This window comes from Achromobacter sp. HZ01, from assembly GCF_003267925.1.
Classification (GTDB): Bacteria; Pseudomonadota; Gammaproteobacteria; order Burkholderiales; family Burkholderiaceae_B; genus Achromobacter; species Achromobacter pulmonis_A.
In genome coordinates this window covers 318,611-341,522 of sequence record NZ_LWKV01000002.1, presented here as the reverse complement: position 1 = coordinate 341,522, position 22,912 = coordinate 318,611, and the positions used below count along the sequence as shown (strand labels likewise).

Here is a 22,912-nt window from a genome sequence, read left to right as displayed (position 1 = left end):
GGTTGGACCGCGGCGCGCGGCGCCGGGTGCTGCAGGGATTGCTGGCCTCGACGCCGGCGGCCGCGGCCTGGGCGCAGCCGGCCGCGCCCGGCCCCGGCTCCGCCGAACTCCCGGCCGTCGTGGTCACCGGCACCCGTCTGGGCAGTCCGGTGATGCAGACGCCGGCCTCGGTGGACGTGATCGAGGGCGCGCAGATGCGCCGCGGCCAGCCCGGGATCAACCTGTCCGAAGGGCTGGCCGGCGTGCCCGGGCTGCAGATCCAGAACCGCCAGAACTACGCCCAGGATCTGCAGATTTCCAGCCGCGGCTTCGGCGCGCGCGCCAGCTTCGGCGTGCGCGGCGTGCGCCTGTACGTGGACGGCATACCGGCCACCATGCCGGACGGGCAGGGCCAGACCTCGAACATCGACATCGGCTCGATCGGCCAGGTCGAGGTGCTGCGCGGCCCGTTCTCCGCGCTGTACGGAAATTCATCCGGCGGCGTGATCCTGGTGAACACCGAAGACGGGGTCGAGCCGCCCTCGCTGTCCGCCAGCGGCTGGGGCGGCAGCTACGCCACCTGGCGCTACGGCCTGCGCGCCAACGGGGCCTCCGGCGGGCTGGACTACGTGCTGGACCTGACCCGGTTCACCACCGACGGCTACCGCGACCACAGCGCCGCGCGCAAGAACCTGGGCAACGCCAAGCTGGGCCTGCAGCTGGACGACGCCAGCCGGCTGACGCTGGTGGCCAACAGCGTGGACCTGAAGGCGCAGGACCCATTGGGCCTGACATATCGCCAGTTCCAGGACGATCCCAGGGCCGCGCCGCTGGCCGAGCTGTACGACACGCGCAAAAGCGTCAGGCAGACCCAGGGCGGCGCGGTCTACGAGCGCGCCATCGACGGGCGCAACAGCCTGCGCCTGATGGTCTATTACGGCCAGCGTGACACCACGCAGTACCAGTCCATCCCGCCGGCCGCGCAGATGGCGCCGTCGCAGGCCGGCGGCGTCATCGACCTGAAGCGCCGCTACGGCGGGGCCGACCTGCGCTGGACCTCGGATGTCTCGCTGGCGGGCCGGCCGCTGACGCTGATCGGCGGCTTTTCCTACGACACGCTGAGCGAGGACCGCAAGGGTTACCAGAACCACACCGGCGACGGGGCGAATCGCCAGCTGGGCGTGCGCGGCGCGCTGCGGCGCGACGAAACCAATACCGTCTACAACGCCGATCCCTACGTGCAGGCGTCCTGGCAGTTCGCCGAGCGCTGGACGCTGGACGCGGGCCTGCGCTACAGCACGGTCAAGTTCGATTCCGACGACCGCTACGTCGCGCTCGGCAACGCCGACGACAGCGGCGCGGCGCGCTACCGCAAGGCGCTGCCGGTAGCGGCGCTGCGCTATGCGCCCGATCCGGCGCTCAGCCTCTACGCCTCGTATGGGCGCGGCTTCGAGACGCCGACGCTGAACGAGCTTTCGTACCGGCCCGGCGGCGCGCCCGGCCTGAATTTCGGGCTGGCGCCGGCCGTCAGCGACAATCTGGAAGCAGGGGTGAAGGCGCAGCTCGCCGGCGGCCTGCTGACCGCGGCGGTGTTCCATACCGGCACCGACGACGAGATCGTCGCGGCCGGCAGCGCGGGCGGCCGCACCAGTTACCAGAACGCCGGGCGCACGCGGCGCGACGGCGTGGAGCTGGGCTGGTCCGGCGAGTTCGCGCGCCACGGCCGCACCCGGTTTGCCTATACCTGGCTGGACGCGCGCTACGTCGACGACGGGCCCGGCGCGATCCGCGCCGGCAACCGGATACCGGGCATCGCGCGCCAGGCGGCCTATGCGTCGCTGGCCTGGGCGCCGCCCGAGGGATGGCAGGCCTCGGTGGAGGCGCGCCTGTTGAGCCAGGTCTACGTCGACGACGCCAACGACGGCGACGCGCCCGGCTATTTCGTGGCGGCGCTGAGCCTGGGCTACGTGAAGAAACTCGGTCCGTGGGAGCTGAACGCCTATGCGCGCGTGGACAATCTGTTCGACCGCCGCTACGCCGGCTCGGTGATCGTCAACGAGGTCAACGGCCGCTATTACGAACCGGCCGCGGGCCGCAGCCTGGGCGCCGGCGTCGGCGCCACCTACCGCTACTGAAGCGGCTGCGGATAACAGACGCCGTAGTCCTCGCAGGCCGGGCAGCCCGGCGCCTGCGCCGGCGCGAGGCCCGCCCGTTCGTAGGCCGCATAGGCCAGGAACTGCTTCCAGCGCAGGTTGCCCACGTTGCGCGCCACCAGGCCGGGATAGTGGCGCGCCAGCAGCGCGGTCACGTCTTCGCGGCCGGACAGGCCCAGGTCGCGCCACAAGTGGTCGGGGCGCAGGCAGGCATGGGCCAGCACGCCGGTGACCCAGGCCGTGATGTCGGCCGCCGGCACGCTCCAGGCCTGCAGCAACCCGCGCAGCATCCGCTTGAACGCCGCCTGCTCCGCGTCCAGGACCGGCGCGGCGAGGGCGGCGCGCTGTGCGCGCAGTTCGGCCGGCGCGGCGCCCGGGAACAGCCGCGCCAGCAGGCCGTCCAGTTCCTGCGGCGTCAGGCCGCAGCCGCCCAGGTCGCCGAGCGCCAGGCGCTTGCCCAGCACCGCCGCGAAGAAGCCGGCGTCGGGATGGCACGGCGGCGCGTGGCGCAGCAGCGTCTGGGCGAGCCGTTCGGCCCGGTCGGTGTCGGCAAGTGCGGGAGTTTGCATGGCGGATGCGCGGTTTCGTTATGTATGTGAATATATAACGAAACCGCGCAGGCGAAAAAAAACAGGCGCCGGAGCGCCTGTTTTTCTGCTTCAACGGCTGGCCGCCATTACATGGGGTGGCCCATGTTGACGTTCATGTTGTACAGCACCCATGCCGAACCGCCGACGATGATGGCGATGATCAGCACGGTGAAGACGAACGTGGCCAGGTTGTCGCGGGCCGACTTCGATGCGCCCATGTGCAGGAAGTACACCAGCTGCACCAGCAGCTGGAGCACGCACAGCGCCACCACGCCGATGATCGTGGCGGTATGGGACAGCGCGCCGTTCATCACCAGGCCGAAGGAGCCGAAGGTGAGAAGCAGCGAAAGCACGAAACCGATGATGTAGGACTTCACGGTGCCGTGGTCGGCGGCGTGATCGTCGTGGCCGTGTGCGGCCGCAGCGGAGTGCGACATCAGATGGCTCCCATGAGATAGACGAAGGTGAAGACGCAGATCCAGACGATGTCCAGGAAGTGCCAGAACAGGCTCAGGCACGCCAGACGACGCTTGTTGATCGAGTCCAGGCCGTGGCGGCGGATCATGTCGAGCATGACGATGATCCAGATCAGGCCGAACGTGACGTGCAGGCCGTGCGTGCCGATCAGCGTGAAGAACGCCGACAGGTACGCGCTGCGGCCCGGGCCGGCGCCGATCGAGATCAGGTGATGGAATTCATAGACTTCCATCGCGATGAAGCCCGCGCCGAACAGGAACGTCACCATGAGCCAGCCCATGGCTCGGCTCTTGTTGCCGGCGTGCACGTTCAGGTTGGCCATGCCGAAGGTGAAGCTGGAGAACAGCAGCAACAGCGTTTCGACCAGCACGAACTTCAGGTCGAACAGTTCCTTGCCCGTGGGGCCGCCCGCGGTGGCGTTGAACAGCACCGCGAACGTGGCGAACAGGACCGAGAAGATCAGCAGGTCGCTCATCAGATAGACCCAGAAACCGAATACGGTCTTGGATCCATCGTCATGATGCGCGTGATCGTCGTGACCCGCGTGGGGGAGAGTGGCTACGGCTTGAATCATGGCTCAGGCGGCCTTCTGCATTTTGTCAAAGTGAGCGTTTTCGATGCGTTCGACTTCCTTGGCCGGGACCCAGTAGTCGACGTCGCGGTCATAGGCGCGGACGATGAACGAACCGATCATGCCGACGAAACCGACGATGGACAGCCACCAGATGTGCCAGATCAGGGCGAAGCACATGACCAGGCCGAACGCGCCGATGAAGACGCCGGCGGCGGTGTTCTTCGGCATGTGGATGTCCTCGTACTTGGCGGGGCGCTTGTACGCCTTGCCGTTCTGCTTGTCTTCCCAGAACTGGTCCAGTTCATCGACGTGAGGAACGTGGGCGAAGTTGTAGAAAGGAGCCGGCGAGGCGATCGACCATTCCAGCGTGCGGCCATCCCAGGGATCGCCGGTGAGGTCCTGGTTCTGCTTGCGCTGGTAGATCGAGACGAACACTTGCTGCAGCAGGAACCAGATGCCCAGCATGATCAGCGCGGCGCCGACCAGGGCGACCAGCAGGTACGGTTGCCATTCGGGGTTGTCGTAGTGGTTCAGGCGGCGCGTCATGCCCTTGAAGCCCAGGATGTACAGGGGCATGAAGGCCAGGAAGAAGCCGACGAACCAGCAGTAGAACGAATAGCGGCCCAGGCGCTCGTTCAGCTTGAAGCCGAACGCCTTGGGGAACCAGTAGGTCATGCCCGCGATGCAGCCGAAGACCACGCCGCCGATGATGGTGTTGTGGAAGTGCGCGATCAGGAACAGGCTGTTGTGCAGCACGAACGACACGCCCGGGATGGCCAGCATCACGCCGGTCATGCCGCCGATGACGAACACGATCATGAAGCCCAGCGTCCACAGCACCGGCGTGGTGATGCGCAGGCGGCCGCGGTAGATGGTGAACAGCCAGTTGAAGATCTTCGCGCCCGTCGGGATCGAGATGATCATTGTCGCTATGCCGAAGAAGGCATTGACGTTGGCCCCCGCACCCATGGTGAAGAAGTGGTGCAGCCAGACCAGGAACGACAGCACGCCGATGGCGGCCGTGGCGTAGACCATGGACTTGTAGCCGAACAGGGTCTTGCGGGCGAAGGTGGCGACGATCTCCGAGTACACGCCGAAAGCGGGCAGCACCAGGATGTAGACCTCGGGGTGGCCCCAGATCCAGATCAGGTTCACGTACATCATGACGTTGCCGCCCATGTCGTTCGTGAAGAAGTGCGTGCCCAGGTAGCGGTCCATGGTCAGCAGCGCGAGCGTGGCGGCCAGCACGGGGAAGGCGGCGACGATCAGGACGTTGGTGACCAGCGAGGTCCACGTGAAGATCGGCATCTTCATCAGGCTCATGCCCGGCGCGCGCATGCGCAGGATGGTCACGATGAAGTTGATGCCGGAAAGCGTGGTCCCGAGCCCGGATATCTGCAGCGCCCAGATGTAGTAGTCCACCCCGACGCTCGGGCTGTAGTCGAGCCCCGAGAGCGGCGGATAGGCCAGCCAGCCGGTCGCGGCGAATTCACCGACGAACAGCGAGATCATCATGAGCGCGACGCCGGCGCCGAACAGCCAGAAGCTCAGCGAGTTCAGGAACGGGTAGGCCACGTCGCGGGCGCCGATCTGCAGCGGCACCACCAGGTTCATCAGCCCGGTGATGAAGGGCATCGCCATGAAGAAAATCATGATGACGCCGTGGGCGGTGAAGATCTGGTCGTAGTGGTGCGGCGGCAGGAAGCCGGCCGAGTCGGCGGAGGCGACCGCCAGCTGGGTGCGCATCATGATGGCGTCGGCGAAGCCGCGCAGCAGCATGATCAGCGCGACGATGATGTACATCACGCCGATGCGCTTGTGGTCGACGGAGGTCAGCCATTCCGTCCAGAGGTACTTCCACTTGCGGAAGTAGGTGATGGCGCCCAGGAGCGCTACGCCTCCCAGGCACACGGCGGCCAGCGTAACCATGACGATGGGTTCATGGAACGGAATGGCCTCGAGGGTAAGTTTCCCGAGCATTGTTAGTTGATTCCTGCGATCAGATTATTCGACGTGGGAGTGCACGTGGCGGAGTCCACGCCGGCCATCTTGGTCATCGTGCTGCCCAGGATGTACTCGAACATGGAGGGCGGCACCGACGAATACTTGACTACCGGATTGTGTTCGCTGCGCTTGGTCAGCTCGGCGTAGACCTCGGGGGTCAGCGCGCCGGGAGCGGCCTTGGCTTCCTTGATCCAGTTGTCGAACCCTTCTTGCGACATGGCGTGCGCCTTGAAGCGCATGCCCGAGAAACCGCCGCCGCTGTAGTTGGCCGAAATGCCGGCGTAGGTGCCGATTTCGCGCGCGTTCAGGTGCAGCTTGGTCTCCATGCCGGCCATCGAGTAGATCTGGCTGCCCAGCTGCGGGATGAAGAACGAGTTCATGACCGTGGCCGAGGTGATCCGGAAATTGACCGGAACGTCCACCGGGAAGGCGATCTCGTTGACCGTGGCGATGTCGTACTCGGGGTAGATGAACAGCCACTTCCAATCCAGCGAAACCACCTCGATGGTCACCGGCTTGTGCTCGGAGACGAGCGGCTTGTAGGGGTCCAGCGCATGCGTGGAGCGCCAGGTGATCACGGCGAGGATCGCCACGATGATGCAGGGCACGCTCCAGACCACGACTTCGATCGCGGTGGAGTGGGCCCACTTGGGCTGGTAATCGGCTTTGGTATTGGATGCGCGGTATTTCCAGGCGAATGCCAGGATCATGACGATGACCGGAATCACGACGATGAGCATGAGCCCGGTCGTCGTGAACAGCAGCGTCCTTTCCTGCATGCCGATGTCTCCCTTGGGGGAGAGGATTTCCATGTTGCAGCCGCCAAGCAGCATGACCGCGCCGACGCCAAGAATGCGCGTAAGGGTCGCAAGGAGGGGGTGTTTCACGTACAGCCTTGGATGGATGATGGGAAATGCTGCGTAGCAGCAGACTGGAATGCTGCTAGGCAGCAACGTCCATCCTATCGGTTTGATCTGGGTCAAGCCTGCGACGAATGGTCGCATTGCCTGGCGCCGCGCCGGCCCCATTGTCCGGGCTTAGGGGTTTTCCCTGGCGGGAGAAGGGTTTAGCGCCGGGGGCGGGGTGCGACGATATGTCGCACCTGCACAAAGCCGGGGTGCGACTTTATGTCGCACCTGCACAAATCAGTCGACCAGCACTTCGCGTTCCGGCCCCGGTTTTTTCGCCAGCTTGCGCTGCAGGGAGCGGCGGTGCATGCCGAGCAGGCGGGCGGCGGCCGAGACGTTGCCGCCGGTTTCGTGCAGGGCCTGGTGGATGTGTTCCCATTCCAGGCGGTGCAGCGGGGTCATGGTGGTTTCGATGGCCACGGACTCGGGCTTCACCAGCCCCAGCGTGCGCAGGATCATGGGCGCGGTGGCCGGCTTGGGCAGGTAATCGTCGGCGCCGCGCTTGATGGCCTCCACGGCGGTGGCCACGCTGGCGTAGCCGGTGACCAGCAGGATGCGCATGTCCGCGCGCAGCGCGCGCAGCGGGCGGATCAGGGTCAGGCCGGAGTCCTCGCCCAGGCGCAGGTCCACCAGGGCGAAGGCGGGGCGGATCTCTTCGGCCACGCGCAGCGCTTCCGCGATGCCGGTGGCGGTGCGGGTTTCCAGGCCGCGCCGCGACAGGCTGCGCTGCAGCGTCCGGACGTAAAGCTCGTCGTCGTCGATCAACAGGCCAAGATCGGTTGGATTCATCACATTCAAGTCCCTGGACTGCCCTGGGTCTGGCCCAGCGGCAGGTAAAAGCGGATGCGCGTGCCTCCCCCTTCGGCGGCGGTCATGGTCATTTCTCCTCCGAGCTGCTCGACCGTGGCGTGCGACAGCGCCAGGCCCACGCCCAACCCTCCCGGCTTGCCGCTGTTGAACAGGCTGGTGGCCGGCAGCACGGTGTGGTCGGGGTCGAAACCCTGGCCGTAATCCCGCACTTCGCCGCGCAAGGCGCCATAGCCGTACTCCAGATGCAGGTCCACGCGCGGCACGTTGACGGCTTCGCCGGCGTCGGCCGCGTTGTTCAGGAGCGCCTGCAGCAGATGGGCGATGGCCGGATCGACCCGCAGGCTGCCGGGCAGGGTGCCCGAACGCTGCAGATCGATGGTCGGCCGGATCAGGCGCCATTGTCCCACCACGCGCACCAGGTCCACGGCGGTTGGGACCGCCAGATTGCGGATACGTTCCCGGCACAGGGCCAGAAGCTGGCTGAGCGTGGACACGTCGGCGCGCAGATCTTCGTCCTTGACCTCGGCGGCGATCTCGTCGGCCAGCAGCGTCATGGTCGCCAGCGGCGTGTTCAGCTCGTGCGCCATGGCCGCGGCGTGGGTGGCCAGCGCCACGATGCCCTCGTTGCGGGTGAAGCGCTCGCGCAGCCGGGCCAGTTCGCGCTCGCGGGCGCGCAGGTCCGAGGCCAGGCGGGTGGAGAACACCAGCACCACCACCACCGAGATCAGGAAGTTGGCGCCGATGCCCCACAGCAGCAGGTTGTGCGAATCCACCTCGCCGCGCAGCGGCTGGCCGAAGATGGCGGCCGCCGCGTAGCCGGAGATCCCCGCCACCGCCGCGGCCAGCGCCCAGTTGCGCGGCAGCGCCAGGGCCGCCAGCGCGGTCAGGATCAGGAACATCATGCCGAACGGATTGTTGATGCCGCCGCTCCAGCCCACCATCCAGGCCAGCACGGCCATGTCCACCAGCAGATGGCCGAACGCGGTCGCGTGCGACAGGTCGCGGCGCTGGCGCAGCCGCAGGCTGGCGTAGACGTTGAACCCGATCAGCGCGCCCACGCCCAGCCATAGCGGCTCCAGCGGCAGGGCCAGGCCCAGCACGCCGCTGGCCAGCAGGATGGTCGCGGCCTGGCCCGCGATGGCGAGCCAGCGCAGACTGCAGAGGGTACGCAGGAAGGAAAAGGCGGAACTACCGGGCATATCCAGACACAGAGGGCCGGCCAGCGGGCCGGCGGGGCCAGCGTCCGGCTGCGCGCGACGCTGGCATCCGGGGCGCGGCGGGGGCGCCGGCGCGGATGTGCAGGCATTGTATGGCGAATCGGCGGCGGACTCCGGCGCCAGGGGGATTTATTGTGTCCCCAATTATTCGGGCGCCGGCGTCCCGCTTCAATGCGCGTGGCCGGCCGCGGGCTTGGCCGCCGCGCCCAGCGGCCGCGCCTCGGCGTCCACCGTGATGCGGCGCTGCTGGCGCTGGGCGTCCTCGATCACCAGCGTCAGCGGCACGTGCTGGCCCGCGTTGATCTGGCTGACCAGGTCGATCAGCATGACGTGGTAGCCGCCGGGCTTGAGCTCGACCGCCTGACCGGCGGGCAGGTCGATGCCGGCCACCTGCCGCATTTTCATGACGTTGTCCTGCATCGCCATTTCGTGGATCTCCACGTTCCGGGCGGCCGGCGACTCCACCGCGACCAGGCGCGCCGGCGCGGTGGAGGTCAGGCGCATGAAGGCGCCGGTGGCGTGCTGGTTGGGCACGCTGGCGCGGACCCAGGGTTCCTGCACCGAGAGCGAGGCGTCCTGGGCGTAGGCGGTCGGGGCGGCGGCCAGGGCGCACAGGGCGAAGGCGGCGGCCAGGGATTTGAATGCGGTTGCTTGCATGGCTTGTTCCTATCTCTATTAGTAGCGGGCGGGTCAGAGCACGGTGCGCAGGTCTTCGACGCATTCCTGCGCGCTTTGCTGGTGGCGCAGGGCCAGGCGCAGCTTGCCCTGGGCGTCGATGACGTAGGTCAGGGCGGTGTGGTCCATGGTGTAGGACGAGCCCGTGGCGACCTTCTGGTAATAGACCTTGAACGACTGGGCGGCGGCGCGGGTCTGCTCGGCGTCGCCGCGCAGGCCGATGAAGCCCGGATCGAAGGCCTGGGTATAGGCGCGCAGGATCTCGGGCGTGTCGCGCTCGGGGTCCACGGTGATGAAGAGCACGCGCAGCCGTTCTGCGTCCGCGCCCAGCAAGTTCTTGATTTCCACGGCGCGCGTGAGCGCGGTGGGGCAGATGTCCGGGCATTGGGTGAAGCCGAAGAACAGCATGACCGGATGGCCGCGGTAGTCGGCCAGCGTGCGGGGCTTGCCGTCGGTGTCCTGCAGCTGGAAATCGCCGGCCGGCATTTCGGAGAGATCCATGCCGTGCAGTTTCGGGGCATCGGGGCCGCAGCCGCTCAGGGCCAGCAGCGCGAGCGAGGACAGCAGCACGCGGCGCCGCGGATCGGGCGCGTGCGAGGGCGCGCCGGCGGGGGCGCGCAGGAAGCGGGAAAACATGTTTACCTCGTCGGTTGACGTTCGGGCAGGGCGCGCGGCGCGGCCGCGCGGTTATGCGGCGTCAGGCGAGGAAAGGCGGAGCACGCGAGCCCAGCGGCGGGCCCTGGGCGCCTTGCGTGGGCAGGGCGCGGGCGGCGGGCCGCGACGGCGCATGCCGCGCGGCGGCGGGAACGAGGACGGCGGGCGCGGCGGCTGGCGCGGGCGTGAGATGCGCAAGCAGGCCGAAGGGGCACTGCGCGCCGGAGCCGGCGTTATCGTGGCCGGCGTTCTTGCCCGACCGGGACTTGGCGGCCAGCTGCAGGGCCAGCGCCGGCGGGGCGCCGGCGGCCGAGCAGAAGGTGACTTCGAGCCGGCCGTCGTGCAGCGCGCCCACGTCGGGCATATAGCCGGCCGGCACCAGCGCGCGTAGCGCCAGCGCCATCAGCGCCAGCCACAGCAGGGCCGTGGCGCGCGCGGCGCGTGCGGCGGGCTGGCGACGGAGCTGGCGGGACGTGGCTGGCATGACGGCCATTCTACCCGCGCCGCCGCGCGAAAATCTTGGTACCCTTGAACGCACTTCGTCCCGACCACCGATTTTCAGTGCCCCAGGTTTCAGCGCTTTCCTCGTCCCCTGTCCCACTCATAGGCGCGCCGCATGCCGGCGCCAGCCGGCCCCGGCCGTCGCGGCACCGGTCCATCCTGCGCCGCTGGCTGGGGCTGGCCGGCATCGCGCTGCTGGTGCTGCTGTCGGCCTGCGGTTCCACCAAGGTCCAGCCCGGCTATTACCGCGTGCAGTCGGGCGACACGCTCTACCAGATCGCGCGCAAGCAGGGCGCCAGCGTCAGCGACCTGGTGCGCTGGAACCGCCTGTCCAACGCCAACGCCATCGAAGTCGGCCAGGTGCTGCGCGTCGAACCGCCCGCCGGCCAGGCGCGCACGTCCACGCCCACCAAGGCCAAGACGCGCGCGCAGACCACGCGCAAGCCGGCGGCCACCTCGTCGGCGCGGCGGCGCACGGCGCCGCCGGGCGCGATCTCGCTGATCTGGCCGGCGCAGGGCAAGGTCACGCGCGGCTACGACGGCTCGGGGTCCAACGGCATCGTCATCAGCAATTCCGCCGGCACGCCGGTGGTGGCGGCGGCGCCGGGCACGGTGGCTTATTCGGGCAGCGGGCTGCGCGGCTACGGCCATCTGGTCATCGTCAAGCACAACGCCAGCTTCCTGAGCATCTACGCCCACAACCGCAAGCTGCTGGTCACCGAAGGCCAGCGCGTCAGCCAGGGGCAGAAGATCGCGGAAATGGGCAATAGCGACAGCAAGCAGGTGGGCCTGTATTTCGAGCTGCGCTACGACGGCCAGGCCGTCGATCCGGCCGGCTCGCTGCCGCCGAAGTAAGCCGCGCCTCCCTCAGACGCCCGGGGCGGCGTGCGCCGCCTCTTGCGTCAGGGTGGAGATGAACGCCGCGGTGCGCGGGTCCGCGGGCCGGCTGAACAGCTGGCCCGAATCGCCGGATTCGACCACGGCGCCGTCCAGCAGGAACACCACCTCGCGCGATACGCTGGCCGCCAGCCGCAGGTCGTGCGTGGCCATCAGCATGGTCATGCCCTCGGCCGCCAGCTGGCGCAGCACGTCCACCACCTCGGCCGCCAGGCCGGGATCGAGCGCCGAGGTCGGCTCGTCGCACAGCAGCACGCGCGGGGCCGGCGCCAGCGCGCGGGCGATGGCCACACGCTGCTGCTGGCCGCCCGACAGGTTGGCGGGCCAGGCGTCGGCCTTCGGCAGCATGCCGACCTTTTGCAGCAGTTCCTCGGCGCGGGCGCGGGCCCGGTCGGCCGGCCACTTCTGCACCGTCACCAGGCCTTCCATGACATTGCCGATCACGGTCTGGTGCGGAAACAGCTGGAAGTTCTGGAACACCATGCCGGTCTGCATGCGCACGCGCTGCACCTGCTCGCGCGGTAGCTTGCGGCCGGGTTCGAAATCCACGCTTTCCGGGCCGATCACGAGCCGGCCGCGGTCGGGCACTTCGAGCAGGTTCACGCAGCGCAGCAGCGTGCTCTTGCCGCTGCCGGACGGGCCGATCAGGGCGGTGACGCTGCCTTCGGCGATGCTCACGTCGACCTGCTTGAGCACCGGGTTGCCGCCGAACGCTTTCTCTATCTTTTCCAGGCGGATCATCGGTTCTTCTCCGCAAACACCGCGTGCTGGCCGAAGCGCCTTTCCAGCCGGACCTGGGCGGCCGACAGGACGGAACTGAACGCCAGGTAGATCAGCGCGGTCTCGGTGTAGAGGATCAGCGGTTCATAGGTGACCGCGGCGATGCGCTGCGCGGCCTGGAAAATCTCGGGCACGGTGATCGCCGCGGCCAGCGAGGTGTCCTTGACCAGCGCGATGAAGGAATTCGACAGCGGCGGCACGGCCACGCGGGCCGCCTGCGGCAGCACGGTGCGGCGCAGCGCCTGCGCGCGCGTCATGCTCAGCGAATAGGCGGCCTCCCATTGGCCCTTGCCGATGGATTCGATGGCGCCGCGGATGACTTCCGAGTTGTAGGCGCCCACGTTGAGCGTGAAGCCGATCAGCGCGGCCGGCAGCGGGTCCAGCACCAGGCCGGCCTTGGGCAGCCCGTAGAAGATCACGAAGAGCTGCACCAGCAGCGGCGTGCCGCGGATCAGCCACACGTAGAAACGCGCCACCGCCACCAGCGGCGCCGGGCCGAACAGCCGGATCAGCGCGACCACGAAGGCCAGCGCCAGGCCCAGCACGAAAGACAGCAGCGTCAGCGGCACCGTGAACGTCAGCCCGGCCATGAGCAGCGGCCAGAACGAATCGGCCATGAGCTGGATCCAGGCCGGCATCGTCCACGCCGCGACCTGGGCCAGCAGCCAGTCGGGCATCACCGCTTGCAGCCAGGCAGGTGGCGTCATGTAGGCTCCAGCGGCTTATTGGGCCGACAGGTCGGTGCCGAAGTATTTGACCGAGATGGTCTTGTAGGTGCCGTCGGCCTTCATGTCGGCCAGCGCCTTGTTGATGGCGGCCTGCAGCTCGGGGTTGCCCTTGCGGATCAGCACGCCCGAGTTGCTGAATTCGGCGGTCTTGTCGGTGGCGGCGATCTTGACGCGCGCGTTGGGCTTTTGCTTCTTGAAATCCAGGAACGACAGGTTGTCGTTGACCGTGGCTTCGACCCGGCCCGAGGTCAGCAGGTCGATGGCCTCGTTGAAGCCCTGCACCGCGATGACCTGCGCGCCGTGGCTCTGCGCGAGCTTGCCGAAATTGCTGGTCAGCGTGTTGGCCGACTTCTTGCCCTTGAGATCGGCGAAGGACTTGATGCTGGTATTGTCGTCGCGCACGATCAGCACGGCGGCCGAGGAGATGTACGGATCGGAAAAGTCGTACTTGGCGCGGCGCGCGTCGGTGATGCCCACCTGGTTGATCACGGCGTCGTAGCGCTTGGCGTCCAGGCCGGCGATGAGGCCGTCCCACTTGCCTTCGACGAATTGGGCCTTCACGCCCAGGCGCTGGGCGATGGCGCGGCCGATGTCCACGTCGAAACCGGTAAGCTCGCCGGATGCGTTGTGGAAAGTGAAGGGAGCGTAGGTGCCTTCGGTGCCGATCTTGAAGACGCCCGCGGCCTTGATCTGGTCCAGGCCGGACTGGGCATGGACGGCGGACAGGGCGGCGAACTGGACCAGGCCGGCGGCCAGCAGGGTACGGAAGAGTTTCATGGCGGTGCTCCACGGATGGTGGGTATCACTGTGGAGAGCATGCGGGGCTGCGATGCCCTCCGGCGTAGCCGCACTCTAACAACTGGCCTATTTTTCCACAAAGCATAAGGAATAGTAAAAATATAGCGGCAAGTCATATGGTGTTACCCAAGCCCCGGCGCCCAGCCGCCGGGCTCTTTCATGCGGGACCTTGATGGAGATCGGTGTGGAACAGCGATGGAACAGGCGGGCTTTCATGATGGCGGCCGCGGGCGCCGCGGCGGCCGGGGCGATGCCGGCCAGGGGCGCCGACGGCGCGCGGCGCATGCCGGGCGGAGGCAGCATCACGGACGTGGCCGGCCTGCGCGTGGGCCACTACACCGATACGCGCCGCCCGACAGGCTGCACGGTCATCATCGCCGAGGCCGGCGCCACGGGCGGGGTCGACGTGCGCGGCGCGGCGCCCGGCACCCGTGAAACCGACCTGCTTAATCCGATGAACATGGTGGAGCAGGTGCACGCCGTCCTGCTGGCCGGCGGCAGCGCGTTCGGCCTGGACGCGGCCTCCGGCGTCATGCGCTACCTGGAGGAAAAGAAGATCGGTTTCGACGTGGGCGTGGCGCACGTGCCCATCGTGCCGGCGGCCATTCTGTTCGACCTGGGGGTGGGCGACGCCTCGATCCGCCCGGACGCGGCCGCCGGCTACCAGGCCTGCAAGACGGCCAGCGAGCAGGCCTCCGAAGAGGGCAACGTCGGCGCGGGGGCGGGCGCGACGGTGGGCAAGCTGTACGGTCCCAAGCGCGCCATGAAGGGCGGGCTGGGCAGCGCCTCGCTGCGCGTGGCCGGCGTGACCGTGGGCGCCATCGTGGCGGTCAACGCGGTGGGCGACGTGCTGGACCCGTCGACCGGACGCATCCTGGCCGGCGCGCGCACCGCCGACGGCAAGATGCTGCTGGACACCCGCGCCGCCATCCTGGCCGGCGACCTGCCCAAGTCGATGCGCCCGGGCGCGGCCACCACCATCGGCGCGGTCGCCACCGACGCCAGGCTCACCAAGGCGCAGGCGCAGAAGATCGCCGCCATGGCGCACGATGGCCTGGCCCGGACCATCAACCCGATCCACACCATGCTCGACGGCGACACGATCTTTGCGTTGGGCACGGGGGCTTCCGGCAAGACCGCCAACGTCACGCTGCTGGGCGTGATGGCGGCCGAGGCCATGGCCATCGCGGTGCAGCGCGCCATCCTGTCGGCGCGCGCGCTGGAGGGCTATCCGGCCGCGGTGGATTTCATCGTCTGATATTGCGGGTTCGTTCGTCCGCCTGACCCGCCTTTGTCACAGAATCGGCCCATGATTCAAGGTCCGGCGCATGGCCGGCGTGGAGGGGCGCATGTACCAAGGCGAACGACTCAACGGCGCGACGCATCTGGCGGGCCTGGCGCTGGCGGTGGCCGCGTCGGGCGCGCTCATTTCGCGCGCCGCCGAACTCAACGTGAATACCCGCCAGATCGTCGGCTGCGCCGTGTTCGCCGCCTCCATGATCGCGGTCTACGCCTCGTCGGTGCTGTTCCACTGGTCGCGCGGCCGGCGCAAGGCGCTGTGGGCCAAGGCCGACCACAGCGCCATCTACCTGCTGATCGCCGGCACCTACACGCCGCTGGCGTTCGGCCCGGTCGAGCACGGCTGGGGCGCGGCCATGGGCGTGGCCATCTGGCTGCTGGCCGCGCTGGGCATCGGCCGTGAACTCTGGTGGGCGCGCGGGGCGCCGCCGGCGCTGCCGCTCTACCTGACGATGGGCTGGCTGGGCGTGGCGTTCGCCGCGCCCATCGCGGGCTCGCTATCGTCGGCCGGGCTGGCTTGGCTGCTGGCCGGCGCGGCCATCTATACCGCGGGTACGCTGTTCTACGTCAACGACAAGCGCTGGCGCCATGCGCATGGCATCTGGCATCTGTGCGTCATGGGGGGGACGGCCTGCCATTTCGTGACGGTGTTCGGGTTTCTGCATGCGGGGGCGGCTTTCGCCGCCTGAAGGGTTGCGCGCGCTCGATATCCGAGTTTTTGCGCAAGGAATTTCGCGCTGCACCCATCCTACGATCCCCGAACGGGGAATGTTCGACGACTCGTAGGATGGGTGCAGCGCGAGAACCCCGACGCAAGAACCCAAGTCTCGAGCGCGCGAAACCCATCAGCCCGAAACCCACCCTAACTCACCGCCATCCCCCCAACGGCAACATCCCGCCGCGGCTCTTCACCTTGCGCATGACGATATGCGAGCAAAGATCCCGCACGCCCGGGATCTTGCTGAGCTTGTCCTCCACGAACTGCGAAAACGCCGCAAGATTACGGGTGCGCACGGTCAGGATGTAGTTGGACGCGCCCGTCACGATGGAGGCCTCGGTGATTTCGTCGTGCAGCGCGATGCCGGCCAGGAATTCCTCGTGCCAGCCGGGGCGGGACTGGTCCAGCGACACGTGCACCACGGCCTCCAGTTCGAAGCCCAGCTTTTCGCCGTCGAGCACGGCGCGGTAGCCGCGTATCAGGCCGGCTTCTTCCAGCGCGCGCACGCGCCGCAGGCAGGCCGAGGGCGACAGCGCCACCTGCTCGGCCAGGTCCTGGTTGCTGAGGTGGGCGTCTTCCTGCAGGCGGTAAAGAATCCGCTTGTCTATGGCGTCTATCTGCATGGCGCAATCAAATTCCGAAAAAGTCGATTTCGTGCAATTCACTGCGGAAACCTAGGGTATTCCGCGCCCGGATTTGCAATATATCAGCCTGCCGGCGCTGATAGTATTTATCGGGAAATATGCCCGAGATGGAGCCGTGATGAATACCCGCGAAGATTGCGTGAACGCCGACCGCCAGGACCCCCTGGCGCCCCTCAAAGACCGTTTCGACCTGCCGCCGGGCGTGCTGTACATGGACGGCAATTCGCTGGGCGTGCTGCCCAAGGCCGCCGCCGGCCGCGCGGCCGCCGTGATCGGCCAGGAATGGGGCGCGGGCCTGATCCGCAGCTGGAACACCGCCGGCTGGTTCGAGCTGCCCGCACGCCTGGGCGACAAGCTGGGCGGCCTGCTGGGCGCGCGCGAAGGCGAACTGGTGGTCACCGACACGACCTCGCTGAACATCTTCAAGGCGCTGGCCGCCGCGCTGCGCATCCAGCAGCAGAAGCAGCCGGCGCGCCGCGTGATCCTGTCCGAGCGCGACAACTTCCCCACCGATCTGTACATGATCCAGGGCATGATCGACCTGCTGCAGCAGGGCTACGAAATGCGCCTGATCGACGAGCAGCTGCCGCTGGAGGCCGCGCTGGACGATTCCGTGGCGGTGATGCTGCTCTCGCATGTGAACTACCGCAGCGGCCAGATGCACGACATGGCCGCCGTGACCGCGCTGGCGCACGAGCGCGGCGCGCTGGCGATCTGGGACCTGGCGCACGCCGCGGGCGCGGTGCCGGTGGACCTGAACGGCGCCGACGCCGACTTCGCCGTGGGCTGCACCTATAAGTACCTGAACGGCGGCCCCGGATCGCCGGCCTTCATCTGGGTGGCGCCGCGCCACACCAAGGACTTCCGGCAGCCGCTGTCCGGCTGGTGGGGCCATACGCGTCCCTTCGACATGGCGGTGGCCTACGAGCCGGCCGGCGGCATCCGGCGCTACCTGTGCGGCACCCAGCCCATCGTCTCGCTGTCGCTGGTGGAGTGCGGCCTGGACGTGGCGCTGGCGGCCGACATGGCCGAGGTGCGCAGGAAGTCGCTGGCGCTGGGCGACCTGTTCATCGCGCTGGTCGAGGCGCGCTGCGCGGATCATCCGCTGACGCTGGTGACGCCGCGCAACCACGCCGAGCGCGGCAGCCACGTCAGTTTCCGCCATCCCAACGGCTTCGAGGTGATGCAGGCCCTGATCGCGCGCGGCGTCATCGGCGACTACCGCGAGCCCGAGGTGCTGCGCTTCGGCCTCACGCCGCTGTACTTCGGCTATGCCGACGTATGGGATGCGGTCGACATCCTGAAGGACGTGCTGGACAGCCGCGCCTGGGACCGGCCCGAGTTCAAGCTGCGCGCCGCCGTGACCTGAACCGGGACACGGCAGCGACAGATCCGAGCGCGGGCCGCAAAGGCCCTGTATCCAGATAGAGAGCGCAGTACAAGGAGGAGACTATGCCGCAACAACAGGGATTCGGCCGCATCGCCGAACGCGAACAGGGGCTCAAGCGGCGCTTGACCTCGGGGCAGATGAGCATGATCGCCATCGGGGGCGCGATCGGCACGGGGCTGTTTCTGGGCAGCAAGTTCGCCATCGGCTTCGCCGGTCCCAGCGTGATCCTCAGCTACGCCATCGGCGGGGTGATCACGCTGCTGCTGATGGGCTGCCTGGCGGAAATGACGGTGGCGCATTCCACCTCGGGTTCCTTCGGGGCCTATGCCGAACACTACATCGGCCCGCTGGCCGGCTTCCTGGTGCGCTACGCGTACTGGTCCTGCGTGGTGCTGGCGGTGGGCACCGAGGTCACCGCCGTGGCCGAATACATGAAGCTCTGGTTCCCGGGCGTGCCCGGCTGGCAGTGGGTCTGCCTGTTCTCGGCGCTGCTGATCTGCGTGAACGCCATGAGCGTCAAGGCGTTCGGCACCGTGGAGTACTGGTTCTCGACCGTCAAGGTCAGCGCCATCGTGGCCTTCATCATCCTGGGCGCCTACGTGGTCTGGGGCGAGCCCCAGTACGGCGCGGCGCTGTACACCTCGCATGGCGGCTTCTTCCCGAATGGCGTCTGGGGCATGTGGATCGCGGTGGTGATTTCGATCTTCAGCTACCTGAGCGTGGAGATGATCGCGGTGGCCGCGGGCGAGGCCGAGGACCCCGAACGCGCGGTCAAGCAGGCTTTTCGCGCCACCATCGCGCGCCTGGTGGTGTTCTACCTGCTGACGCTGGCGCTGATCCTGGCCATCGTGCCCTGGGACGAGGCCGGCAAGGGCGGCAGCCCCTTCGTGAAGGTGATGCAGTCGCTGGGCATTCCGGGCGCGGCCGACGTCATCAATTTCATCGTGCTGGTGGCGGCGCTGTCGGCCATGAACAGCCAGCTCTACATCACCACGCGCATGATGTTCAGTTTGTCGCGCGCCGGCCATGCGCCGGCGGCGCTGGGGCGGCTGTCGCGCAGCGGCACGCCGCTCAATGCGCTGCTGGTGTCGACCAGCGGCATCGCCATCGCGGCGGTGCTGAACGTGCTGTATCCCGAAACCGCGTTCACGCTGATGATGGCGATTTCGATGTTCGGCGCCTTGTTCACGTGGATGATGATCTTCGTGACGCATTACTTCTTCCGGCGGCGCTGGGCCCGCGAAGGCGGCGCGCCGCTGTCGTTCCGCATGCCGGGCTTTCCGGTGCTGACGCTGCTGGGCGCGGCCGCCATGCTGGCCATTCTGGGCACCACGTACTTCACCGGCGTATTCAAGATGACGCTGGTGTTCGGCGTGCCGTTCCTGCTGATCCTGGCGGGGGCCTACGGGCTGTTGCTGCGCAAGCGCGCCGCGCCGGCGGCGCTGCCCTCGCGCCAGCCGGGCGCCTGACGGGACGGGCCGCTTCAGGCGTGCGCCAGGCGGTCTGCGCCGCCCGCCGGCGCGGCGGCGGCCGGTTCCTGCGGCGCCGGCGCGAACACCCGCAGCCGGTGGCCGTCGGGGTCCAGCGCGACGAAGGTGCGGCCGAAGTCCATGTCGGTGGGCGGCTGCAGGATGGGCAGGCCGCGCAGGCTCCAGTCCAGGTGGCGGCGGTCCAGCGTGTCGGCGTCCGGCACGGTGAACGCCAGTTCCGAGGCGCCGCCGCGCCCGGCGGCGGCGGGCTCCACGGTATGGCGCGACCACAGGCCCAGCATCAGGCCGGAATCCAGCGCGAACAGCGCGAACGTGGGCGAGCTTTCGATCGGCGGGCGCTGCAGCAGCGCGCTGTAGAACGCGGCGCTGGCGGCCGGCTTGTCCACATAGAGGATAACGAAATTGGTGTCGGACATGATGCGCTCCAGGTGAGTGACGCGCTCATCTTAGACAGCGGTACTGTCAGTTTTTGGCAGTAGTGTTCAAGCCGCCCGGCTGCGGCCGCGCTCGATCGCGCGCCACTCCTTGAGCAGCGCATGGCGGCGCTTGGGATAGCGCGGGCCGGGCGTCAGCGCGGCGATGCGGTCGGTGCGGAAATGGCGGAAATCCTGGCGCAGCTCGCACCAGGCCATGACGATGCGCACGCTGTCGAAAAAGCCCAGCGCGAACGGCCAGATCACGCGCGCCGAATCCGCGCCCTTGTCGTCGCGGTAGCTGATGCCGATCTTGCGTTCGTCGCGGATGGCCTGGCGGATCAGCGACAGGTCCACGCGGTCGACCACGGTCATCATGCTGGGGCCGACCAGCAGCGGGATGGCGTCCAGCCCGTCGCGCAATTCCGCCGGCAGCACCGCGCCGATCTTGGCCAGCGCGTTGCTGGCGGCCTGCGCCAGCCGGGGATCGGCGCGGCCCGCGACCCAGCGGGTGCCCAGCACCAGGGCCTCGATTTCCTCGGTGCTGAACATCAGCGGCGGCAGCATGAAGCCGGGCCGCAGCACGTAGCCCACGCCCGGCTCGCCCTCGATCTCGGCGCCCTGCGATTGCAGCGTGGCGATGTCGCGGTACAGGGTGCGGATGCTGACGCCCAGGTCGGCGGCCAGCTGGCGGCCGCTGACGGGGCGGCGATGGCAGCGCAGCGTCTGCAGCAGATCGAGGAGTCGGGCGGTGCGGGACATGGGGCGGGCGGACGGGCCGGAATTACGTAATGCTGCCACGAAATGGCAGCATCCGGGGCCGCGCCGCCCCGGCGTTTCAGCGGCTTGCCGGCTTGCCGCTGGCCACGTCCAGCACCGAGCCGTCTTCCAGGCTGACGCGGTAGATCTCGCGCACCACGTTGCCGGCGAAGCCGATCTCGACGATGGACACGTCCTTGAACGTGGCGGGGATGCCGTCGGGCAGCGCGGCGTTGAACTTGGCGGCCTCCTGCGCCATGGCCTCCTGCAGCCGGGCGTCGTACTGCGCCATGCTGTAGACCAGGGTGGTGTGCGGGTTGTGCGCGCGCACCTCCTGGCCGTCCTTCATGACGTTCACGCCGCTCACGCCCACGGACTTGACCAGTTCCTTGCCGGCGTCGCCCATCTTGGCGTAGACCGGGCCGGTGACGCGCGGCAGCGGGCCGTCGCGCAGCGGCGCCAACGCGGCGGTGGCCACGGTGTTGTAGCGCATCATGTCCTCGAAGCCCTGGCCGCTCTTGACCACGCCCAGGTCCAGCCACCACGGATGGCCGGCGCCCTTGGCGGCTTCGGTGGGATAGAAGTTCTTCAGCGTCACCTGCAGCGGCGCCGGCGGCTTGGGCAGGGCCTTGAGCATGCGGGCCGGCGTGGCCGGATCGGCGCTGTGGATGTGCACCACGGTCACGTGCGGCATGTTGGGCGTGTCGGCTTCGGTCTTCAGGCCCAGCTTGAGCAGATCGGCCTTGAGCGTGGGCCGGATCTTGGCGTCCAGCACCGCATTGACGTCCTGGGGCAGGCGGTAGACCACGCCGTAGGTGGCCTTGTGTTCGCGGAACCCGGGCTGGTCCAGCGCGCTGTTGTCGATGGGCGCCGCGGCGTGCGCGGCGGACGTGGAGGCGAACAGGCCGAAAGCGGCCAGCTTGAAGAACACGCGCTTGATCATGGGGATTCCTTTGGGCGGCAGGCCGTGAGAGGCATCCGCAGTGTGCGGCGCGCGGATGTAATGCATATTGCAGCAAACAAAAGAATCCCGATGCCAGCCCCCGCTAGGCCGATGGCAGCGCACTAGCCCAGAAAGACGATGGCGACGATGGCGATGCCCAGCAGCAGGTTCACGCCCACCCAGCGGCGCACGCCGCCCAGGGCCGCGCCGGCGGCGGGCCAGTCCGAGCGCGCCACGGCCGCGTTCAGCCGCGGGTACAGGGCGGCCCGGATGTAGGCATAGATGGCCATCATGACCAGGCCGCCCGCGGCCATCGCCGTCCAGCTGCGCGGCATGAAGAAGGCGCCGCCCGTCTGCGCCGCCTGGGACGCCTCCTGGCCGATCATGGCGACGCCCGACAGCAGGATCAGCACGATGGCCCCCAGCACGGCGTTCAGGAAGGGCCCGAGCACCGAGGCCATCAGCGGCAGGCGCACGGGCGGCTCCAGCCGGGCGACGGCGGGACGCAGGAAACAGTGGGCGAACAGCATGCCGCCGACCCAGAGAATCACGGCCATGACATGGACGAACTTGAGCGCGCTGTAAAGCATGGAACCCGCCTTTGCATGAGGCCGTCGGGACGGCGAAATCTGTCCCCATCATATCTCCGACCGATGCGGCGCGCGGCTCGGCTTGGCGGCTCTAGAATGAGATTGATTGTTATTCGTAAATCAAGCCTCAAGGAGCCTGACGTGCTGAATCCCGTACCCGGCCCGAGCGACGCCGTCCACCTCCTGTATCGCGCGCATCATGGCTGGTTGCGCGGCTGGCTGGGGAGCCGGCTGGGCAATGCTTGCGACGCCGCCGATCTGGCGCAGGACACCTTCGTGCGCGTGCTGCGGCACCGCCACGAGGTGGGCGCGCTGCGCGAGCCGCGCGCCTACCTGACCACGGTCGCCGGCCGCCTGCTCATCAACCATCACCGGCGCCGCTCGGTGGAGCAGGCCTATTTCGAGGCCCTGGCGCTGCTGCCCGATCAGGCGGCTCCGTCCGCCGAGCAGCGCGCGATCGTGCTGCAGGCGCTGCAGGACATCGACGACATGCTGGCGGGCCTGTCCGCGCCGGTGCGCCAGGCTTTTCTGATGGCGCAGCTCGAAGGCCGCAGCCACCACGAAATCGCGGCCAGGCTCAATGTGTCCCTGCGTTCGGTGCGCCGCTACGTGGCCAAGGGGCTCGAACAATGCATCATGGCGGCGGCCTGAACGCACTGCGCGAAACCGCGGGCGAACTGCCGGCGGTGCCGCGCCGCGTGGCGCGCCAGGCCGCGCGCTGGCTGCTGCGCCTGAGCTCGCCGCGGGCCACGCAGGCCGACTGGCTGGCCTGCTGCCGGTGGCGGGCCAGCAGGGCCGAGCACGAACATGCCTGGCAGCGCGCGCAGCGCGTGTACGCGCGTTTCGGACTGATTCCGCCTGCTGTGGGCATGGCGACGCTGGGCCGCCGTGGCCGGTTCGGGCCTGCCGACGGTCATGGTC

General features: G+C 68.3%; 25 protein-coding genes and 1 pseudogene. 8 read left to right on the top strand and 18 right to left on the bottom strand.

All coding sequences use genetic code 11. The annotated features are described in order from the left end of the window. The first annotated feature begins 38 nt into the window (after positions 1 to 38). The gene (locus A6B37_RS10710) at positions 39 to 2,114 is read left to right on the top strand and encodes a TonB-dependent receptor (protein WP_348639091.1); all 2,076 of its coding nucleotides are present in this window, start codon (positions 39 to 41) and stop codon (positions 2,112 to 2,114) included. On the opposite strand, the gene A6B37_RS10705 is transcribed toward A6B37_RS10710, so the two are convergent. From A6B37_RS10705 to A6B37_RS10660, 10 genes are all read right to left on the bottom strand, one after another. Continuing rightward, positions 2,108 to 2,701: a nitrogen fixation protein NifQ gene (locus A6B37_RS10705; RefSeq protein WP_111825722.1), complete on the bottom strand. Its 594-nt coding sequence runs from the start codon at positions 2,699 to 2,701 to the stop codon at positions 2,108 to 2,110. The two genes, A6B37_RS10710 and A6B37_RS10705, sit on opposite strands and share 7 nt — an antisense overlap. Positions 2,702 to 2,808: 107 nt before the next feature. Beyond that, complete coding sequence (cyoD, locus tag A6B37_RS10700; protein ID WP_102773801.1) at positions 2,809 to 3,159, bottom strand: cytochrome o ubiquinol oxidase subunit IV; 351 nt, start codon at positions 3,157 to 3,159, stop codon at positions 2,809 to 2,811. Further along, the gene (gene cyoC / locus A6B37_RS10695) at positions 3,159 to 3,773 is read right to left on the bottom strand and encodes a cytochrome o ubiquinol oxidase subunit III (protein WP_102773800.1); all 615 of its coding nucleotides are present in this window, start codon (positions 3,771 to 3,773) and stop codon (positions 3,159 to 3,161) included. Before cyoC ends, cyoD begins: the two co-directional genes overlap by 1 nt. A gap of 3 nt (positions 3,774 to 3,776) precedes the next feature. Continuing rightward, the gene (gene cyoB, locus A6B37_RS10690) at positions 3,777 to 5,753 is read right to left on the bottom strand and encodes a cytochrome o ubiquinol oxidase subunit I (protein WP_102773799.1); all 1,977 of its coding nucleotides are present in this window, start codon (positions 5,751 to 5,753) and stop codon (positions 3,777 to 3,779) included. A gap of 2 nt (positions 5,754 to 5,755) precedes the next feature. Then, on the bottom strand, positions 5,756 to 6,664 hold the full coding sequence (gene cyoA, locus A6B37_RS10685) for a ubiquinol oxidase subunit II (RefSeq protein WP_111825721.1): 909 nt from the start codon (positions 6,662 to 6,664) through the stop codon (positions 5,756 to 5,758). A 258-nt stretch (positions 6,665 to 6,922) separates the two neighbouring features. Then, positions 6,923 to 7,474 (bottom strand): response regulator transcription factor, encoded by a 552-nt coding sequence (locus A6B37_RS10680; protein ID WP_102773797.1) that lies wholly within the window; start codon positions 7,472 to 7,474, stop codon positions 6,923 to 6,925. 5 nt (positions 7,475 to 7,479) lie between these two features. Beyond that, on the bottom strand, positions 7,480 to 8,694 hold the full coding sequence (locus A6B37_RS10675) for an ATP-binding protein (protein WP_102773796.1): 1,215 nt from the start codon (positions 8,692 to 8,694) through the stop codon (positions 7,480 to 7,482). Between the two features lie 186 nt (positions 8,695 to 8,880). Further along, positions 8,881 to 9,369, bottom strand: coding sequence for a copper chaperone PCu(A)C (locus A6B37_RS10670; RefSeq protein ID WP_102773795.1), 489 nt, complete (start codon positions 9,367 to 9,369; stop codon positions 8,881 to 8,883). 33 nt (positions 9,370 to 9,402) lie between these two features. After that, positions 9,403 to 10,023: an SCO family protein gene (locus tag A6B37_RS10665; protein ID WP_102773794.1), complete on the bottom strand. Its 621-nt coding sequence runs from the start codon at positions 10,021 to 10,023 to the stop codon at positions 9,403 to 9,405. A gap of 61 nt (positions 10,024 to 10,084) precedes the next feature. Beyond that, positions 10,085 to 10,525, bottom strand: coding sequence for a DUF2946 family protein (locus A6B37_RS10660; RefSeq protein ID WP_111826310.1), 441 nt, complete (start codon positions 10,523 to 10,525; stop codon positions 10,085 to 10,087). 188 nt (positions 10,526 to 10,713) lie between these two features. Between A6B37_RS10660 and A6B37_RS10655 the strand changes: the two genes are divergently transcribed. Beyond that, positions 10,714 to 11,397 carry a peptidoglycan DD-metalloendopeptidase family protein gene (locus A6B37_RS10655; protein ID WP_246842483.1) on the top strand — a complete coding sequence of 228 codons (684 nt, stop codon included), beginning with the start codon at positions 10,714 to 10,716 and terminating at the stop codon, positions 11,395 to 11,397. A gap of 12 nt (positions 11,398 to 11,409) precedes the next feature. Here A6B37_RS10655 and A6B37_RS10650 read toward each other — a convergent pair whose 3' ends face one another. The 3 genes from A6B37_RS10650 to A6B37_RS10640 all read right to left on the bottom strand — a co-directional run bounded on the left by A6B37_RS10650 (position 11,410) and on the right by A6B37_RS10640 (position 13,724). Then, the gene (locus A6B37_RS10650; protein WP_111825720.1) at positions 11,410 to 12,180 is read right to left on the bottom strand and encodes an amino acid ABC transporter ATP-binding protein; all 771 of its coding nucleotides are present in this window, start codon (positions 12,178 to 12,180) and stop codon (positions 11,410 to 11,412) included. Continuing rightward, positions 12,177 to 12,857 carry an amino acid ABC transporter permease gene (locus A6B37_RS10645; protein ID WP_102774152.1) on the bottom strand — a complete coding sequence of 227 codons (681 nt, stop codon included), beginning with the start codon at positions 12,855 to 12,857 and terminating at the stop codon, positions 12,177 to 12,179. Before A6B37_RS10645 ends, A6B37_RS10650 begins: the two co-directional genes overlap by 4 nt. Positions 12,858 to 12,941: 84 nt before the next feature. Then, positions 12,942 to 13,724 carry an amino acid ABC transporter substrate-binding protein gene (locus A6B37_RS10640; RefSeq protein WP_111825719.1) on the bottom strand — a complete coding sequence of 261 codons (783 nt, stop codon included), beginning with the start codon at positions 13,722 to 13,724 and terminating at the stop codon, positions 12,942 to 12,944. A gap of 193 nt (positions 13,725 to 13,917) precedes the next feature. Between A6B37_RS10640 and A6B37_RS10635 the strand changes: the two genes are divergently transcribed. Both A6B37_RS10635 and A6B37_RS10630 read left to right on the top strand, forming a co-directional pair. Further along, positions 13,918 to 15,003: a P1 family peptidase gene (locus tag A6B37_RS10635; RefSeq protein ID WP_210405804.1), complete on the top strand. Its 1,086-nt coding sequence runs from the start codon at positions 13,918 to 13,920 to the stop codon at positions 15,001 to 15,003. A 91-nt stretch (positions 15,004 to 15,094) separates the two neighbouring features. After that, on the top strand, positions 15,095 to 15,733 hold the full coding sequence (locus tag A6B37_RS10630; RefSeq protein ID WP_111826309.1) for a hemolysin III family protein: 639 nt from the start codon (positions 15,095 to 15,097) through the stop codon (positions 15,731 to 15,733). A gap of 178 nt (positions 15,734 to 15,911) precedes the next feature. Here the strand turns inward: A6B37_RS10630 and A6B37_RS10625 are convergent, their stop codons facing one another. Beyond that, positions 15,912 to 16,385, bottom strand: a complete 474-nt coding sequence (locus tag A6B37_RS10625; protein ID WP_102773789.1) for an Lrp/AsnC family transcriptional regulator — start codon at positions 16,383 to 16,385, stop codon at positions 15,912 to 15,914. 139 nt (positions 16,386 to 16,524) lie between these two features. On the opposite strand from A6B37_RS10625, the gene kynU reads away from it, so the two are divergent. Further along, positions 16,525 to 17,775 carry a kynureninase gene (gene kynU / locus A6B37_RS10620; RefSeq protein WP_102773788.1) on the top strand — a complete coding sequence of 417 codons (1,251 nt, stop codon included), beginning with the start codon at positions 16,525 to 16,527 and terminating at the stop codon, positions 17,773 to 17,775. An 83-nt stretch (positions 17,776 to 17,858) separates the two neighbouring features. Beyond that, positions 17,859 to 19,265 carry an amino acid permease gene (locus A6B37_RS10615; RefSeq protein ID WP_111825717.1) on the top strand — a complete coding sequence of 469 codons (1,407 nt, stop codon included), beginning with the start codon at positions 17,859 to 17,861 and terminating at the stop codon, positions 19,263 to 19,265. Between the two features lie 14 nt (positions 19,266 to 19,279). Here A6B37_RS10615 and A6B37_RS10610 read toward each other — a convergent pair whose 3' ends face one another. The 4 genes from A6B37_RS10610 to A6B37_RS10595 form a co-directional block, all read right to left on the bottom strand. Beyond that, the gene (locus A6B37_RS10610; RefSeq protein WP_102773786.1) at positions 19,280 to 19,702 is read right to left on the bottom strand and encodes a VOC family protein; all 423 of its coding nucleotides are present in this window, start codon (positions 19,700 to 19,702) and stop codon (positions 19,280 to 19,282) included. A gap of 66 nt (positions 19,703 to 19,768) precedes the next feature. After that, entirely contained in the window at positions 19,769 to 20,461 is a 693-nt protein-coding gene (locus tag A6B37_RS10605; RefSeq protein ID WP_111825716.1) for a YafY family protein, read from the bottom strand. Positions 20,462 to 20,537: 76 nt separating this feature from the next. Beyond that, positions 20,538 to 21,401: a hypothetical protein gene (locus A6B37_RS10600; RefSeq protein WP_111825715.1), complete on the bottom strand. Its 864-nt coding sequence runs from the start codon at positions 21,399 to 21,401 to the stop codon at positions 20,538 to 20,540. 122 nt (positions 21,402 to 21,523) lie between these two features. Beyond that, a complete protein-coding gene (locus A6B37_RS10595) occupies positions 21,524 to 21,991 on the bottom strand; it encodes a CopD family protein (protein WP_111825714.1) in 468 nt (155 codons plus the stop codon). Positions 21,992 to 22,132: 141 nt separating this feature from the next. On the opposite strand from A6B37_RS10595, the gene A6B37_RS10590 reads away from it, so the two are divergent. After that, positions 22,133 to 22,642 (top strand): sigma-70 family RNA polymerase sigma factor, encoded by a 510-nt coding sequence (locus A6B37_RS10590; RefSeq protein WP_246842443.1) that lies wholly within the window; start codon positions 22,133 to 22,135, stop codon positions 22,640 to 22,642. A 47-nt stretch (positions 22,643 to 22,689) separates the two neighbouring features. Then, positions 22,690 to 22,878: pseudogene (locus A6B37_RS26225) on the top strand (DUF4880 domain-containing protein); the annotation flags it as partial. Positions 22,879 to 22,912 lie beyond the last annotated feature (34 nt).

Coding starts and splice junctions, on each gene's coding strand:
- kynU (WP_102773788.1), top strand. CDS start 16,525: ATGAATACCCGCGAAGATTGCGTGAACGCCGACCGCCAGGACCCCCTG.
- A6B37_RS10625 (WP_102773789.1), bottom strand. CDS start 16,385: ATGCAGATAGACGCCATAGACAAGCGGATTCTTTACCGCCTGCAGGAA.
- A6B37_RS10615 (WP_111825717.1), top strand. CDS start 17,859: ATGCCGCAACAACAGGGATTCGGCCGCATCGCCGAACGCGAACAGGGG.
- A6B37_RS10605 (WP_111825716.1), bottom strand. CDS start 20,461: ATGTCCCGCACCGCCCGACTCCTCGATCTGCTGCAGACGCTGCGCTGC.
- cyoD (WP_102773801.1), bottom strand. CDS start 3,159: ATGTCGCACTCCGCTGCGGCCGCACACGGCCACGACGATCACGCCGCC.
- A6B37_RS10650 (WP_111825720.1), bottom strand. CDS start 12,180: ATGATCCGCCTGGAAAAGATAGAGAAAGCGTTCGGCGGCAACCCGGTG.
- A6B37_RS10610 (WP_102773786.1), bottom strand. CDS start 19,702: ATGTCCGACACCAATTTCGTTATCCTCTATGTGGACAAGCCGGCCGCC.
- cyoB (WP_102773799.1), bottom strand. CDS start 5,753: ATGCTCGGGAAACTTACCCTCGAGGCCATTCCGTTCCATGAACCCATC.
- A6B37_RS10595 (WP_111825714.1), bottom strand. CDS start 21,991: ATGCTTTACAGCGCGCTCAAGTTCGTCCATGTCATGGCCGTGATTCTC.
- A6B37_RS10600 (WP_111825715.1), bottom strand. CDS start 21,401: ATGATCAAGCGCGTGTTCTTCAAGCTGGCCGCTTTCGGCCTGTTCGCC.
- A6B37_RS10680 (WP_102773797.1), bottom strand. CDS start 7,474: ATGAATCCAACCGATCTTGGCCTGTTGATCGACGACGACGAGCTTTAC.
- A6B37_RS10645 (WP_102774152.1), bottom strand. CDS start 12,857: ATGCCGGCCTGGATCCAGCTCATGGCCGATTCGTTCTGGCCGCTGCTC.
- A6B37_RS10630 (WP_111826309.1), top strand. CDS start 15,095: ATGTACCAAGGCGAACGACTCAACGGCGCGACGCATCTGGCGGGCCTG.
- A6B37_RS10705 (WP_111825722.1), bottom strand. CDS start 2,701: ATGCAAACTCCCGCACTTGCCGACACCGACCGGGCCGAACGGCTCGCC.
- A6B37_RS10635 (WP_210405804.1), top strand. CDS start 13,918: ATGGAGATCGGTGTGGAACAGCGATGGAACAGGCGGGCTTTCATGATG.
- A6B37_RS10670 (WP_102773795.1), bottom strand. CDS start 9,369: ATGCAAGCAACCGCATTCAAATCCCTGGCCGCCGCCTTCGCCCTGTGC.
- cyoC (WP_102773800.1), bottom strand. CDS start 3,773: ATGATTCAAGCCGTAGCCACTCTCCCCCACGCGGGTCACGACGATCAC.
- A6B37_RS10640 (WP_111825719.1), bottom strand. CDS start 13,724: ATGAAACTCTTCCGTACCCTGCTGGCCGCCGGCCTGGTCCAGTTCGCC.
- A6B37_RS10665 (WP_102773794.1), bottom strand. CDS start 10,023: ATGTTTTCCCGCTTCCTGCGCGCCCCCGCCGGCGCGCCCTCGCACGCG.
- A6B37_RS10660 (WP_111826310.1), bottom strand. CDS start 10,525: ATGCCAGCCACGTCCCGCCAGCTCCGTCGCCAGCCCGCCGCACGCGCC.
- A6B37_RS10675 (WP_102773796.1), bottom strand. CDS start 8,694: ATGCCCGGTAGTTCCGCCTTTTCCTTCCTGCGTACCCTCTGCAGTCTG.